The following is a 15,398-nucleotide window of genomic DNA, read 5'->3' as shown; positions in this document are numbered from 1 at the left end:
GTTTATCATATCACAGCTCCATAAATGTATGATCTTATTCTTATATCGGTCAGATTATAAGGTTTTCAATAATTTAACTGCAAATTATAACGTTTCATTTTGTCAATAGGATTCTTTGGCATGCTGAGGGGGAAAAGCTGCAGAAATAAAAAAAGACCCTGGAGAACCAGGATCTTTCCGTCATTAACCTTTCAGCAATTGAAGAACTTGCTGAGGCTGTTGGTTAGCTTGCGCAAGCATAGCTTGAGAAGCCTGAGTAAGGATGTTGTTTTTCGTGTACTGCATCATCTCAGAAGCCATGTCTACGTCACGGATACGTGATTCAGCAGAAGTCAGGTTCTCAGAAGAAGTACCAAGGTTGTTGATTGTGTGCTCTAAACGGTTTTGAACCGCACCAAGTTTAGCGCGCTCGCTAGATACTGTGTCGATAGCTGTTTTGATTGTTGTAAGAGCTGAAGACGCAGCTTTAGCTGAAGATGAGATGTCGATACCTTTTGTAGCGTCTTTATTTACTGTAGTAGAAGTTGTAGTGTCGCCTCCTACAGTAGCTTTTTTAGTTAAGTCTGCGCCATCAATAGCAGTAGCTTTAACAGCCCCTGTTTTATTTAAAGAATTTAGAACGTCTTCTTGTGAAGCAGTAATAGTACCATCAGCTTTTTGCGCTAATGTTACAGTTACTGTTTTGCTAGTCTCATCATAAGACGCAGTTGTTTTATCTACATCAGAAGTTCCAGCCGCAGTGAATGAAATTTTAACGGCTTCACCTTGATCATTTCTTACTTCGAGTTCAGAGTTTCCATCAAGTCCTATCTTTTCGCCAACTTGGCCAATAACTTTTAAAGAATCAGCGTTCATGTTGTTGATTGAAAGGCTCATAGTTTGACCTTCGTTAGCACCGATTTGGAAAGTCAGTTTGTCAGCCGTGCCATCAAGCAATTTCTTTGTGTTAAACTCAGTATCTGTAGAAATTCTTGTCACTTCAGAAGAAAGCTGATCCATCTCTTTCTGTAACTCGTCACGGTCAGAAGTGGTGTTTGTATCGTTCGCCGCTTGTGTAGCAAGCTCGCTCATACGCTGAAGAATGCTGTGAGTTTCGTTTAATGCACCCTCAGCCGTTTGGATAAGAGAGATTCCGTCTTGAGCGTTTTTAGACGCCATGTCTAAACCGCGGATTTGAGAACGCATTTTTTCAGAGATCGCAAGACCCGCAGCGTCATCACCAGCGCGGTTGATGCGAAGACCTGAAGATAATTTTTCCATGTTTTTTGCAGCAGAGTTTGAACCTGCATTCAGCTGACGGCTAGTGTTAAGAGCCGCGATATTGTGGTTGATTCTCATTTTGTATTTCCTCCCTGAATTGTTTTTCGCACGTCCTTGTGCATTTGCGCAGCGTCATTTCCGAAGAAAATTTTTCCTCTCATTGGCTACACTATATATATCGGATGGCCGCTTCTATTGTTTATATTGAAAATAAAAAAATCCTCACTTTTTTTGTGAGGATAGGTTAAGTAATAAATCAGTATTAAAAGATACAGCTCTGTTGTTCTCTTCCAGGATCGACAAGTAGATTTCTTTCCGATGAATATCTACGTGCTGAGGCGCTTCAATTCCCAGCTTTACTTGTTCTCCTTCGATGGCGATCACCTTTATTTCAATATCCGGCCCGATCTGAATGGATTCATTCACTTTTCTTGAGAGAACTAGCATGATCCTCCTCCTATCAGATGTTTTGTTTCATAGGAAGCATCATGTAAAATGATTTGTTTCGCCTTCATTTCCTTTTTATTGACGATAATCGGCGCTTTTAAATTGGCGGTCGTGTTTTCAAAAGGCTCTTCCAGCGTTAAAATCGCCATCACTTCGACGTCCTCTATATCTTCAATATGCAAAAGTTCAAGCGTCGCATGGTCAATGTCAAATTCGTACCCTTTAAAGAAAATAAACGGACTGGCGACAATAAAGGCGATGTGCTCCTGTTTCACAGACTGCAGCGCCAAAAACGGTGAATCTTCCGACAAAGGAAGAACAACAAATTGAGTCTCGTCATTAAATCCCGGCAGGCCGTTTTCAAATGAGATAATCTGCCCTTCGTCTATTCTGATTTCTCCGTGATATTTTGTTTTAATTATCATGCTTCACAATCCTTTACCACTTTCATCTTTTATTCTGCGTTGCCATCATCAACCGAAATCGTCACCTTAGGGTCTTGCATCATATCAATCTGAACTTTCCCCGGCGTATAATTCCATACAGGTTTATTGACGGCTGCTTCAATTGAAGGTTTGCGGGCTTCAATATCAATCGTAAGCTTTGAAGGAATGCAGTCAATGTCGACGAGAAACTGCGCAGGCAGAAAGTCGCTGAATTCGCCGAATGGATCGGGCGGTCTGACATCTGCTGCCTGCCGGGCCATCACATTGCCCGTTTTCTTTTCGATAGCCGCCATTTCCTTCCCTTCCCTGACTGTTTTTGCTATAAACTCGCTGCAGGCTTCCGCACCTTTCTGGGCGGCTTCAGCATTCAGCTTTTCAAATGATTTGAGATTCAAGTTCTCCCACGCCCTCGTCTGGTCAATCGTCAGTTTGGCCGGCGTGCTTTCAATGTTCAGCTCTGCCGGCGGCTGCTCGATTTCCAAGTCAGCTGGCGGCTGTTCCATCTCGATTTCTTCCTTTTGAAAGGTTATACCGATTTTAGCAGGCACACTGTCAATAATCAATCTCGGCATCTGCACAGAGACCCCTCCTGTTTATAGTATTTTAGTAAAAAAAGCGATCTCCCTGGTGTGAGTCGCTTTTTTATATATTGAAGACGGTCAGTTAAATTATTTCAGAAAGTCAATCAGTGACGGCTGAATGATATTCGCATTCACTGACAGCGCTGCTCTATGAACCGTCTGTTGAGATAAATAATCAACAATTACATCTTCCATTTCTACATCCTCATTATCCGACAATACTTTTTCAGCGGTTGCCGCTTGTGATTCCAATCTTGTCTGAATGAGTTCCAACCGGTTTGTGCGTGCACCGATATTGGATTTTTCAGCATTCATTTTATCAGTAAAACCGTCAATATCTGACAGAATTTGATTTGAATCTGCTTCGGACAGCGTGCCTTTGCTTAAAGAAGCTTCTAAGGAGTTGAGAAATTCAAATACATTATCTCCATTTTGTGCGACGCCTCCGAAAGCTGAGTTTGGATCAGAATTCACTTTCAACACTGCTCCGTTCGAGATGTTGATGTTAACATCCGAAGCACCTGTATAATTCTCATAGTTATACGTATAAGTGCCGTCGGCATTTTCAGTGATCGGCGGGACGTCTGAATTTGTTCCGTTAAACAGATAACGTCCGTTTACCTGAGTATTCGCGACAGAAACGAGCTGCTTTTTCAGCTGGCCGATTTCTGTACCGATTGCTTTCAATTCTGTTTCACCGTTCGAATCACTTTTCGCCTGAACCATCAAGTCTCGGATTTTCCCCATAATATCCGTTTCCGAGTTTACGCTTGATTCCGAGTTTTCCAGCCATGTAAAACCTTGCGAAACATTCCGCTGATACTGGTTTACCTGCGCAAGCTGAGTACGGTACTGCATTCCCTTCATTGCAACGACCGGATCATCAGAAGCTTTTGTGATTTTTTTCCCCGTAGACACTTGCTGCTGAAGCCGATCGAGCTTGTCATAACTTGAGCCGATAAATCGAAGAGAATTTTTTGCGATCATCCCTTGAGTTACTCTCATTTACTTATCTCCTATCTTCCTCCGGTGCCCATACCGTTAATAATTTTATCGAATATTTCATCTTGCATCGTTATAATCCGCGCAGCCGCATTATAAGCGTGCTGAAACTGAATCATATTTGTCATTTCTTCATCTAAAGACACTGCACTGACTGATTGTCTCCGTTCATCGGCTGAAAGGGTGTTGCTTTCAGAGTTGTTCATAAGATTGGCCGCTTTTTGTGAATTAACGCCCAGCTTTCCGATAAGGGATTCATAAAAGTCATTAATTGTAGTGGTTTCACCGTTAATAGTCAGCTTGCTGTTCTGTACGGCTGCAAGATTTGTCGCGTTGGTGCCGTCACTTTTTTCTCCGTTTAACGACGCTGCGATATTATCAGTAGACGCAAGGATTTTGTCACTGACTTTTATTTTCGCTGCCGCACCTTTTGCCGGCACCGCTTCACCACCGCTGAAATCAAAAAATGCTGCACCCTGTTCGCCTGTATAGGTCTTCCCTTTTTCATGAACTGCATTAAACGCGTCAGCAAAGGACAGCGCCATATTGTCAAGAGCCGTCAGCATTTCAGGATAAAGACCTTTTTCTTCTCCGTTTGACATATAGCCGTATGATTCAATAAGACCTAAAAGTGAGCCTTTTCCGGTAAATGCATCCGCATTGACCGTATTGCTGCCGACTGACACACTCGACACGAGGCCGCTGTCCTTGTCGTAATTGATTTTCATTTCTGAAACTGTTTTTGTGTTACCGTCGAGCAGCGTACCGAGAGAATTGTTGTTTCCGTTCAGCAATTCGACGTTAACCGTGCCCTCAGCAGTCGCCAAGGCATGTCCGCCCGACTTATTATATGAAACTTTAATATTTGCCATAGAAGATAATTGATCAATCAATCTGTCTCTTTGGTCATACAAATCATTAGGGAGCATACCGCTCGGCTCAACTGCCGCTATTTGATTGTTAAGGTCATTCAGCTGATTGAGAATGGAATTGACCTGATCCGCTGTGTTATCCAGGTTCTTTTTAATATCACCCTGAATGTTAGTCAAAGAGGTAGATATATAGTTAAAGCTTTCGGCAAGAGATTTCCCCTGCTCCTGCAAAACTGAGCGCGCTCCCGTATTTTCCGGATTCGTCGCCAGATCCTGAAGGGCATTCCAAAACGAACTGAGCGATCCGTTTAATCCGTTATCGTCAAGCTCTTTCATGACGCCTTCCATTTGTGACAATGAATTGGAACGGGCTGTATAGTACCCTAATTTTGTATTTTCAGTTCTGTACTGATAGTCTAAAAAACTGTCTCTGACGCGCTCAACTGAACCGGCTTTTACTCCTGTTCCAATTTGGCCGGCCGTCAGATCACTGTTTTTTGATACTGCGGGATAAGGGCTCGTCGATTGTAATGTGACGCGCTGCCTCGTGTATCCTTCTGTATTTGCATTTGCAACGTTATTTGAAACTGTGCTCAATGCAGTCTGCTGCGCACTCAATGCACGCCTTGCTGTTTCCAGCCCCATAAAAGTCGATGGCATTGAAAATCCTCCGTTCTAAGCTTTTGAATCGAATAATGTCAAACGGCTGACAGGCTTGCGCGCCGCTTGCGGCTCTTTATAATTCATATTCTCTTTTTCACCCGGCATGATCATATCGAATGCCCCGGAGATGAATTGTAAAGCCTGAATCGTGAGCTGTTTGTTCATCTCATTCACTTCTTTCAGACGGTCAAGAAGCGCAGACAAAGAGTGAAATAACCCTTCAAGCTCCTGTTTTTCACTGCCTGAAGTTCTGGAGATGCATGCAGCAATTGTATTGTCCTCACCGCGGCTGAGAAACTGAGAAGTTAACCTGATTCGTTCTTCCTCAGTCTGCCCGATTGCCTGAATATACTTTTGCTCTTTGGTCAATATGTTGGAGAGCTCTTTTGTTTTACCTGCTTTCAGCGCTTCCGTTTTCTCCTCAGACAGCGTGAGCAGATGTTCATGCAGTGCGCAAAGTCGCTTCAGTTGATCAATAATTGGCTTTGCTGACATTGGCTTTCTCCTTTTTATTGCTTTTTATAGAAATTTACTATGTTTTCAGCGATGCTGTTTGAATCTATTTTATATGTTCCGCTCTCTATATCCGCTTTAAGCTGAGCGATTTTTTCCTGTCGTGTTTTAGTGACCGCATCTGACGCATTTTGAAGCTCTTTTGCATGAGAAGAAATTTCCACTTTGTCCTTCGGCTTTGCAGCCTCTTTTTGTACGGCTTGCTTTTCGTAATTTTTTTGGTATGGATTAACGGATTGTGTTCCGTACTGATTGATTTTCATAGGATTCCTCTCGCTTTCTGTTCGCAGTCTAATTCTTTTATCGACTGCGTTATCAGTTAGTTTAGGGAATCAGGTGTTTTTGGTATTATAGGCATAGTATGTGTCTTTTGTACTGTTTTTATCTTCGAATTCAGCGGCTGTTTTTTGGTTCATATGGTCTAATTGCGACTCAATATCTGTCTGACAGGACTTGCAAAATTTCCCCGTCCTGATTGGATTTCCGCACCTTTCGCAAGGATATGCCAAATTCGGAAGCTGGCTGATCTGAATTCTTTTTTGTTTGATAAACTTGAGGATCAGCTCTTCATCCACACCTGTTTCCTCAGTGATCTGCTGCATCGTCGACTGTCTGTTGATCTGCTTTCTCAAAAATTTATAGACGGTTTCAAATGCTTTTTCTTCTTCTTTAATACATGCCTGGCACACAGTCTGCAGGTTCGTTTTAAAAAATAAAGCATTGCATTTTGGACAATTCGCCAATTCACCCATCGTATTAACTCCTATTCCTTCTTTAATCTGCCTTATATTTCTATCAATTATATCGGCAGAAAAAAAGAATGATTTAGCTCCTGATTAAAGTAAAAGAGGAGACCGATGACGCTTTACCCGCTGTCAGCAGGACTTCGGCGGCTTGGTGAAGTGTGGCGCCCGTCGTATAAATATCATCTATTAAAATGACGTTCATACCTTCGGCGGAGTTTTCGGCTGCTGAAAACTTTTTTTCTGCAGACAGCCTGTCTGTTTTGCTCTTTTTGGATTGTTTTTCATTGTTCAGTCGGATGAGGGGGAAAATGACGGGCATTCCGAGCAGAGAGGCCAGCAGCTCGGATTGATTGAATCCGCGTTCCGCCAGCCGTTCGCCGCTCAGCGGAATAGGGATGAGAGTATGTTTATTTGATGGATATGCCGCTTTAAAGCCGGCAGCAAAGTCACGTTCAAATGCTTGAATGATTTTCGCATCACCCCTGAATTTAAAACGGGCCAATGAGTCCTTCATCGCATCATTATACAAATATACCGAACGGTTTTGCCGCAGCAAAAAGCGCTTTTCCGTTTTTGATTCCCGGGCCGCACAATCAGCACATTTTTCATTTGACTCCTGAGGCCTCCCGCATATACTGCATAAGGGGCCTTCAATTTTTTCGAATTGGCTGCTGCATATGCTGCATATCTCTTGCTCGGGCGCCAGAGAAAACAGAGATCTCCAAGTCAATGAACTTGAAATTGGTGAGTCACACAATAAACAATTCAGAGATATTACGCCCCTTCCCGAGTTTCACAGAACTCGCTTGGATTAACCGAAACAATCGCCGCTGATTCAGCCAGAATGACAAGCAGCGCCGTATTTTTCTGTTTATCAACTATCTCTGCTTTTGCATAAGCAACTTTCTTTTTATCTGTAACATATGCCGGTTCAGCCCGGTTAAGTGAAAGTGCCAGTACATCATTTTTGCATACCCGGCATGTGCATTTCATATGAAGCTTAGGCATATGGCGGTCGAGAAGTTCCTTTAATATGATTTCTTTAGAATTGACAAGCATGCTGACAGCTCCTCATAGGAAAGTATGAGTATACTGTATCACGTTTTCTGAAATTAACTAGTCCAACAATTTACTTTTTTGTGCCAATTTGTTCATATGTTCTATATGTTTTTTTGCTTGTTTCATTCCGTTTGTCATTCCGAAATGAAACATGACGACATCACCGCAGAAATGTTTATAATGCCTTCCCGTTCTGCCCGCGATCTGTACGAGCGCGCTCTCAGTAAAGATAGGTGCTTCTGCGCCGAGGACACATGTCTGAACTTTGGGCACGGTAACCCCTCTTTCTAAAATCGTAGTCGTTACCAGCAGGTCAAGTTGGCCGTCTCTGAACCGTTTCACTTTATCCTTTCTGAATGTGTCTTCCGCATGAACGCCTTCTGCCCTTACATTTAATTTCTGAAAATAATCCGTTGTCTTTTTCAATACGTCTACAGACGGAACGAATAAGAAAACCGGCAGCTGTGATTGAAGTTTTTGGCGGACCCAATCGGTTACAGAGCGCGGCAGTTTTCCTTTCTGAAGCTTCTTCTTCCAATTGCCGCACCACAAAAAACGCGGCTCCGGGAGGGGTTTCCGATGATATCTGGCCGGTATGCGGACGCTTTTCAGCAAACCGGCTTCGGCCTTCTTTTTTAATGTGTCTGAAGGAGTTGCCGTTACATAAACAAGGGCGCTGTTTTTCTTCCTCGCTTTATCAACAGCGAATCTTAATGTCTCATCGGCTGAAAAAGGAAACGCATCTACTTCATCTATTATCATGACATCAAAAATGTCTCGGTAGCGCATCAGCTGGTGAGCGGTTGAAATCATTAACGGAGTCAGACGGCCTTTGTCCTCGCTGCCGCCGTACAAAGCAGAAACGTCGACTTTCTCAAATGCTTTTTTCAGTCTCGGCAGCAGTTCAAGTACGACATCTGTACGCGGAGTCGCGACACAGACGCGCAAACCGTGATTCAGAGCAAACTCGATACCCGGAAACAGCATCTCTGTTTTCCCCGATCCGCAAACCGCCCATACTAACAGCTCTTGTCTCTCTTTTATCGCATCTGTAAGCGCGGCGGCCGCCTGCTTCTGTCCGTCTGTCAGTGTTCCTTCCCAAGAAAGCTTTACAGGCTCCCAGCTGTTTTCAGAGGCTTGATTCCAAGAATATAATGATGTCAGTTCATCAGCCCTTCCCATCATGACACAAGCACGGCAATAGGTAATCTGCCTTTTGGCAGAGGACGCCCAAAATGCCGCAAAGCAGGCTTGATCAGACTGACCGCATCGTTGGCAGACGTAACGGTTTTTCCGGCGGATGATTGACGGCTCGGCCGTTATATACTCTTTTTCTATAAAACGCTTGATGCGCTGATCTGAAAACGGTATCTCAGATCTCAATAAATGCCGGCCGTAAAAGAAATCCCGCACCTCTGAAAATTCTGAAGCACCTTCGGACATCTCCCTGCCTCCTTTCTGCTCAAAGTATGCCTGCCGGGAATTTTTTTGTCGAATCACGAAAACTTAATAATAAAAAAATCTCCGCCCTTGAAAACGGAGATTTTCACTTAGTTTTTAAAGCACCAGCCGATTCCGATGGCACCTTCCCCCAAATGGGTTCCAATCACGGCACCGAAATAGCTGTTATAGAATTCGACATGAGGATACTTACCGCTTAACTCCTGTATAATATCCGCCGCTTCTTCTTCCCTGTTTGCATGGATGACAGCGGCCCGCATCGGGATTCCTTTACTTGCATCCTCCCCAAACAGCTCAAAAATTCTCGAAATCGCTTTTTTGCGTGTCCGAATCTTCTCAAAAGGAACAATTACCTTATTGTCAAAATGAAGAATAGGCTTTACCTTTAACAGACCGCCGATAAAAGCCTGAGCACTGCTTAGACGCCCGCCCCGCTGGAGGTGTGATAAATCGTCCACCATAAAATACGCACGGACTGTTTTTTTCATATCATCCAGCTCTTTTATAATCTCTTCCGGTGAGTCAACACCGTCTTTAATGAGCTGTGCTGCCTTTAATGCATAAAAACCTTGTGCCAAACAGCTGATCTCTGAATCAAAGGGATAAACTTTAATATGATCAACCATAGTGTTTGCCGAGGCGGCGCTGCTATATGTTCCGCTGATTCCGCTGGACAAATGTATGCTTATGACTGCGTCATATGTTTTGCCCAGTTCTTCGTACAATGCGATTAATTCACCGAAAGAAGGCTGAGACGTAGTCGGCAGCTCATCATGATTTTTTACTTCTTTATAAAAACTTCTCCAGTCGAGTTCTGTTTCTTCGCGGAATGTTTTTTCACCGAAAACCACTTGGAGAGGGATCATATGAATATGATGTTCTTCTCTCATCTCTTTCGGAATATATGCTGTACTGTCTGTTACAACTGCAATCTTCATCACTTTACCTGCCTTATTAAGTACTTAATAAGTATTTTAATAGATATGCAGCTGTAAAAAAAGACTTGCCATAACAGGCAAGTCTTCTCACACATGACTAACGCATCTCTACCCAGCCGTTTTTAATGGCCACGACAACGGCTTGTGTCCGGTCATTAACGTTCATTTTCTGCAAAATATTACTCACGTGGTTTTTCACTGTTTTCTCACTGATAAACAATGATTCACCGATTCCGCGGTTGCTTTTTCCGTCTGCAAGCATTTGCAGCACTTCACATTCCCGTCTCGTTAATATATGTAATGGTCTCCGGATTTCCGGGTAAACCTCATGCTGAGGATGAACAGAAACTCCGCTTGTCGCAAGACGGCGGAATTCGTTGACAAGATTGTGGGTTACTTTCGGGTGAAGGTAAGAACCGCCCTCGGCTACCACTTTCACTGCTTCGATTAAAGTATCTGCGTCCATCTCTTTCAGGAGATAGCCTCTTGCACCTGTTTTTAAAGCATGAGTCACATAGTTTTCATCATCATGGATGGAGAGGATAATCACCTTAGATTCAGGGTACAGCTCAACAAGCTGTTTAGTAGCCTCTACTCCATTTACATTCGGCATATTGATGTCCATTATGACAACATCGGGATGGTAATGCTCGACGATTCGAGCCGCCTCATCTCCATCGTCACCTTCTGCTACCACTTCAAAGGTAGGTTCAAAATCCAATATTCTTTTTACACCCTCACGGAATAGTTGATGGTCGTCGATAATAACAATATTTACTTTAGTCACACGCTACGCCTCCTTATCCTATTGTTCTATATACGCCGCTGTTCGGTCAATATGTCTTTTGGCTCTATTTAACAAATTATAGGCCGAGAGATAACGGAACCTTAATCATGATAAATGTCCCAAGACCTATTTTAGAGTCTATCGTTATCGTTCCTTCAAGCAGATCTACTCTTTCTTTCATTCCCAGCAAGCCGAATGACTTGTTTTTCTTTTGTTTAGCATCCTTAATATCAAAGCCTTTTCCGTTGTCCTTAATGATGAGAACGACAAAATCAGCGGTTACTTCCACTTTTACTGTAATTTCCTCTGATTCTGAATGCTTGAGTGCATTTGTGACGGCTTCCTGAGCGAGACGGAAAAGCGCCACTTCAAATTGCGGGGCAAGCCTTTGGTTCTCCGTGTCTCCGATACACTGAAAATGTATTTTCACCTTTCCGTTGTATTCTTCAGTTGTATAAAGATATTTTCTCAGTGTCGGAATCAGCCCGAGATCGTCCAATGCCATCGGTCTTAAATCATATATAATCCTTCTGACTTCGTAAAGGGCATTCCGCACATTCTGCCGCAGATTTCTGATTTCCTGAAATCCGTCCTCCGTGCCGCGGTCGCGGAAGATCCGTTCAATTAATTCCGATCTCATCATGACATTTGCCAGCATTTGCGCGGGACCGTCATGAATTTCTCTGGAAACTCTTTTTCTTTCTTCCTCTTGGGCTTCAATAATTCTTAAACCGAAATCTTGTTTAGCCTGCGCATCGGCAAGAAGAAGCCCTACTTGGCGAAGGTCTTGATTCAGGTAATTCAGAACGACGGTTATTTGGCTGACCAATGATTCTGACCGTTCAATGATTTCCTGAAGCCCCAAAAGCCGGCGTTCTAAATCATCTCTGCGCTCCCGCAGCTGCTTTTCACGCTGTTGGATCATCGTCAGTTCCACTTGAAGTTTGTGCGCCTTTTCATAGGCGTTGCGAATTTCTTCTTCACTGAACTTATGGAAATTTCTGCTTACTTCAGACAAGCGGTTTCGTGCGTGCCGCGTATGAACTTCAAGTTTGTCGCCCAGCTCAATGACTTCGTAGACCTGCTGTTTGATCTGTTTGAGTTCTTCAACCAGCTGCTCATATTGCTGGCGCGACTGCTCTCCGATTTGAAAAACCTCGTCCTTACTCCCGTCCACGGTTTTCAGCATTTTCATAAGTATAGAATCCAAAACTTTGGAGTCCATCTTCGATTTATTCATCTGTCTCCCTCCGTAACGGTGTTGTTATGTATTTTTATTATAAATGTAATTGAACTGCAATTTATGTCGAATTATAATGAAAGAATGCGTATATTCTAGAAAAAAACATTTTTATATAGTATCTTACTCTTTCATGATACCAAAATATGCGCAAAAATTCTAAAGTCTGTTCGAATTTGTAGAAACAAGTCTTTTAATGCTTGTCAGGAGGGTCCAGCAATCATGCTGCACAGCTATTTAACAGTTAAAGAAACGGGTGAACATGAGATTGTGATTGAAAAATCGCGTTTTATCTGTCACCTGAGCCGTGCTGCTTCTGAAGAGGAAGCGCAGGAATTTATACAAAAGATAAAAAAACAGCACTGGAATGCGACTCATAACTGCTCAGCTTATCTGATCGGCGAAACCGACCATATACAAAAGGCGAATGATGACGGAGAACCAAGCGGCACAGCCGGCGTCCCCATGCTGGAAGTGCTGAAAAAACGCGGTCTGAAAGATACCTGCGCGGTGGTTACCCGGTATTTCGGCGGAATAAAGCTCGGTGCAGGCGGATTGATTCGTGCATATGGAAAGTCAGTGTCTGAAGGCTTAAATCATATAGGAGTTACGGAGCGGAAGCTGATGCGGATTATGCATACATCAGCGGATTATACGTGGCTCGGCAAGATAGAGAACGAACTGAGAGAATCAGTTTTTTTACTGAAAGATATCCATTATGCGGATCATGTCGAATTTGAAACGTACGTTGAAGAAAAAGACAAAGAAGCGTTTATCAAATGGATGACAGAACTGACGAACGGCAAGAGTAAGAATACAGAGGGAGAACTGACGTATTTAGAAACAGACGTCAGCCCTAAAGGAGACTAATGTAATGGCTGAACGTGTAAGAGTGCGTGTTCGAAAGAAAAAGAAAAGCAAACGAAAGATCATATTCAAACGGATTTTGCTGCTGCTTACCCTCGTTTTGTTAGTCGCTGCCGGGTTTGGCGGATACAAAGTATACAAAACGATCAATGCGGCAGATAATGCATATGATGCCCTTTCCCGCGGAGACAAATCAAAATTACGGGATAAAGTCATCAATATGAAGAAAAAACCGTTCTCCATTTTGTTTATGGGGATCGAAAATTATGCCACAAGCGGAAAAGGCGGACGATCAGATTCTCTTATTGTCGTTACCCTTGATCCGAGAAATAAAACAATGAAAATGCTGAGTATTCCGCGTGATACGCGGGTGACGCTTGCCGGCGACACAACCGGTAAAAAATCAAAAATCAATGCGGCTTTTGCTAAGGGCGGAGCGGATGAAACCGTCTCAACCGTCGAAGACTTATTAGGCATACCGATTGATAAGTATGTCACTGTCGACTTCAATGGCTTTAAGGATGTTATTGATGAAGTAGGCGGGGTCGATGTAAAAGTGCCGTTTGACTTCGACGAGATGAGTGACGTCAGTAAAAAGAAACGGATCTATTTCAAGAAAGGAAACATGCATTTGAACGGTGAGCAGGCTTTGGCTTACGCGCGGATGAGAAAACAGGATAAGCGCGGAGACTTCGGCCGGAATGACCGCCAAAAGCAAATCTTAAACGCACTGATCGACCAAATGTCCAGAGCTGGAAATATTGCTAAAATTGATAAAATCGCTGAAACAGCGAGCAATAACGTCCAAACGAATATCCGAATCACTGAAGGACTCGCTCTTCAGCAGATTTACAGCGGCTTTACAAGCAAAAAGGTTGATACACTGACCATAACAGGATCAGATTTATATTTAGGCGGAACCGCAACTACGCGTGGAACATATTATTTCCAGCCGGATCCGACCAATCTCGAAAAAATACGGCAGGAATTGCAGAAACATCTGGATTACCCGTCCGGAAACAGCACGGCATCCGATCCTGCTTCTGACAGCACCGGAACGGACAGTACGACTGATTCGACTTCCGACAGCACGGGAACAGGCGGTACGGCTGATTCGCCTTCCGGCAGCACAGGAACAAGCGGCACGACTGATTCAACCAGCGGTACTGCAGGTGAAAACGGTACGGGCAGCACACAGTCCGGCGGCACAACAGGCTATTAAGAGTAAACCCGATCCTTTGAGCAGGATCGGGTTTTTTTATATAATAAGAGAATAGCAGAATCCACAAAAAAGCAGACCATTCGCATGATCTGCTCTTTTTAATTTTTCTTTACCAATCTCTTGTAAAACTTGGTAAATGGTTTAAATTGTTCATTTACTAACCCTGTGACCTCTGCTATGATTTGCATAAATACAATCAATACAAAAATAATAAACAGCGAAAGCCATATGGTCGCGCTTTTCAGCAGGATGGCACTGACGCTGAAAATAAAGCCGATTAAATAAATGATAATGACAGCCGTGCGGTGTGACAGCCCGAAGGCCATCAGCCGGTGGTGTATATGTGACTTATCAGGCGCTGAGATCGGCTGTTTGTTTAAAATCCGCCTGATGACGGCGAATGTCGTATCAAAAATCGGCACGCCCAAAATGATGATCGGAATGATGATACTGAATAAAGTAACACTTTTATAAAGACCTAATAATGAGAGTACTGAGATGACGTATCCGAGAAAGAGCGATCCGGTATCTCCCATAAATATCTTTGCCGGGTGAAAATTATAAAATAAAAATCCGAGTGTGCTTCCTATCACGACAAGTGAAAGTGACAGAATAAGGATTTTCCCTCCGGACAACGCCATAACGGCGATAGTGGAGAGTCCGATGACCGACAGGCCGGCAGCGAGTCCGTCCAAACCGTCAATCAGGTTCATCGCGTTCGTAATACCGACGATCCATAACACAGTCAGCGGGTAAGCGACCCATCCCAATTCTAAACGTTCCGTTAAAAACGGTACGGAGAAAAAGTCCATTTTCAGTCCCGTGCTCACAATCATAATGGCCACGGCCAGCTGGACGAAAAACTTTACCTTTGCGCTTAATTGGTATTTATCATCAAGGATTCCTAAAATAACAATAATAAACGCACCCACCGTGATGGCGGTCATTTTCGTTTCATTATATATGCCGGCCGCGAGCACACCCGCCGCTACGCCGATAAAGATGGCCAAGCCGCCCATACGGGGCATTATTTTATCATGTACTTTTCGGTTGCTGGGCTGGTCAACTGCACCTATTTTGATCGCAATTTTTTTTACGATAGGAGTTAGGATTAAAACCGTTAGCAGAGAGACAAAAAACGCAACAACTATGCGAAACATGCGTTCGTCAAGCATAAAGAAGTCTCCTTTGGAATTATATGAAGTCTTTTCTGATATTGAACCGTTCCTTCCATTATAATTCTTACTAGTTATTATAACAAGCATCATCAAAAAGAAACACGCAAATCAAAAAA

General features: G+C 43.3%; 18 protein-coding genes. 2 read left to right on the top strand and 16 right to left on the bottom strand.

Annotated features, from left to right (window positions below):
- Positions 1–183 precede the first annotated feature (183 nt).
- The 15 genes from BZ167_RS12510 to degS all read right to left on the bottom strand — a co-directional run bounded on the left by BZ167_RS12510 (position 184) and on the right by degS (position 12,015).
- Positions 184–1,338, bottom strand: a complete 1,155-nt coding sequence (locus BZ167_RS12510) for a flagellin N-terminal helical domain-containing protein (protein WP_053574008.1) — start codon at positions 1,336–1,338, stop codon at positions 184–186.
- Between the two features lie 144 nt (positions 1,339–1,482).
- Complete coding sequence (gene csrA, locus BZ167_RS12505; protein WP_003151402.1) at positions 1,483–1,707, bottom strand: carbon storage regulator CsrA; 225 nt, start codon at positions 1,705–1,707, stop codon at positions 1,483–1,485.
- A complete protein-coding gene (gene fliW, locus BZ167_RS12500) occupies positions 1,701–2,132 on the bottom strand; it encodes a flagellar assembly protein FliW (RefSeq protein WP_007407475.1) in 432 nt (143 codons plus the stop codon). The genes csrA and fliW overlap by 7 nt, the downstream gene beginning before the upstream one ends.
- A gap of 29 nt (positions 2,133–2,161) precedes the next feature.
- A complete protein-coding gene (locus BZ167_RS12495; protein ID WP_007407476.1) occupies positions 2,162–2,731 on the bottom strand; it encodes a DUF6470 family protein in 570 nt (189 codons plus the stop codon).
- Between the two features lie 90 nt (positions 2,732–2,821).
- Positions 2,822–3,739: a flagellar hook-associated protein FlgL gene (flgL, locus tag BZ167_RS12490; protein ID WP_003151396.1), complete on the bottom strand. Its 918-nt coding sequence runs from the start codon at positions 3,737–3,739 to the stop codon at positions 2,822–2,824.
- Positions 3,740–3,750: 11 nt separating this feature from the next.
- Entirely contained in the window at positions 3,751–5,268 is a 1,518-nt protein-coding gene (gene flgK, locus BZ167_RS12485; RefSeq protein ID WP_032869556.1) for a flagellar hook-associated protein FlgK, read from the bottom strand.
- Positions 5,269–5,283: 15 nt separating this feature from the next.
- On the bottom strand, positions 5,284–5,766 hold the full coding sequence (locus BZ167_RS12480) for a flagellar protein FlgN (protein WP_003151394.1): 483 nt from the start codon (positions 5,764–5,766) through the stop codon (positions 5,284–5,286).
- 14 nt (positions 5,767–5,780) lie between these two features.
- The gene (gene flgM, locus BZ167_RS12475) at positions 5,781–6,047 is read right to left on the bottom strand and encodes a flagellar biosynthesis anti-sigma factor FlgM (protein ID WP_003151393.1); all 267 of its coding nucleotides are present in this window, start codon (positions 6,045–6,047) and stop codon (positions 5,781–5,783) included.
- 69 nt (positions 6,048–6,116) lie between these two features.
- Positions 6,117–6,536, bottom strand: a complete 420-nt coding sequence (locus BZ167_RS12470) for a TIGR03826 family flagellar region protein (protein WP_025285352.1) — start codon at positions 6,534–6,536, stop codon at positions 6,117–6,119.
- A gap of 73 nt (positions 6,537–6,609) precedes the next feature.
- Positions 6,610–7,299 (bottom strand): phosphoribosyltransferase family protein, encoded by a 690-nt coding sequence (locus BZ167_RS12465; RefSeq protein WP_198039463.1) that lies wholly within the window; start codon positions 7,297–7,299, stop codon positions 6,610–6,612.
- A 5-nt stretch (positions 7,300–7,304) separates the two neighbouring features.
- Complete coding sequence (locus tag BZ167_RS12460; protein ID WP_003151389.1) at positions 7,305–7,589, bottom strand: late competence protein ComFB; 285 nt, start codon at positions 7,587–7,589, stop codon at positions 7,305–7,307.
- 57 nt (positions 7,590–7,646) lie between these two features.
- Positions 7,647–9,032 carry an ATP-dependent helicase ComFA gene (locus BZ167_RS12455; protein ID WP_061860920.1) on the bottom strand — a complete coding sequence of 462 codons (1,386 nt, stop codon included), beginning with the start codon at positions 9,030–9,032 and terminating at the stop codon, positions 7,647–7,649.
- A gap of 107 nt (positions 9,033–9,139) precedes the next feature.
- Positions 9,140–9,988 (bottom strand): DegV family protein, encoded by an 849-nt coding sequence (locus tag BZ167_RS12450; protein ID WP_061860921.1) that lies wholly within the window; start codon positions 9,986–9,988, stop codon positions 9,140–9,142.
- Between the two features lie 97 nt (positions 9,989–10,085).
- On the bottom strand, positions 10,086–10,775 hold the full coding sequence (gene degU, locus BZ167_RS12445) for a two-component system response regulator DegU (protein WP_061860922.1): 690 nt from the start codon (positions 10,773–10,775) through the stop codon (positions 10,086–10,088).
- Positions 10,776–10,851: 76 nt separating this feature from the next.
- Positions 10,852–12,015 (bottom strand): two-component sensor histidine kinase DegS, encoded by a 1,164-nt coding sequence (gene degS / locus BZ167_RS12440; protein ID WP_007407484.1) that lies wholly within the window; start codon positions 12,013–12,015, stop codon positions 10,852–10,854.
- Positions 12,016–12,237: 222 nt separating this feature from the next.
- Here degS and BZ167_RS12435 point away from each other — a divergent pair, with 222 nt between their 5' ends.
- Positions 12,238–12,885: a YigZ family protein gene (locus BZ167_RS12435; RefSeq protein WP_007407485.1), complete on the top strand. Its 648-nt coding sequence runs from the start codon at positions 12,238–12,240 to the stop codon at positions 12,883–12,885.
- Positions 12,886–12,889: 4 nt separating this feature from the next.
- Positions 12,890–14,104, top strand: coding sequence for an LCP family protein (locus BZ167_RS12430; RefSeq protein ID WP_015418337.1), 1,215 nt, complete (start codon positions 12,890–12,892; stop codon positions 14,102–14,104).
- Positions 14,105–14,202: 98 nt separating this feature from the next.
- On the opposite strand, the gene BZ167_RS12425 is transcribed toward BZ167_RS12430, so the two are convergent.
- On the bottom strand, positions 14,203–15,279 hold the full coding sequence (locus BZ167_RS12425) for a glycosyltransferase family 4 protein (protein ID WP_003151382.1): 1,077 nt from the start codon (positions 15,277–15,279) through the stop codon (positions 14,203–14,205).
- Positions 15,280–15,398: the final 119 nt, after the last annotated feature.

The sequence above is a fragment of the Bacillus sp. 275 genome, assembly GCF_001999205.1.
GTDB classification, from domain to species: Bacteria; Bacillota; Bacilli; order Bacillales; family Bacillaceae; genus Bacillus; species Bacillus velezensis.
Note: the sequence above shows the minus strand (reverse complement) of the source record. Positions and strands in the feature narration are given on the sequence as shown.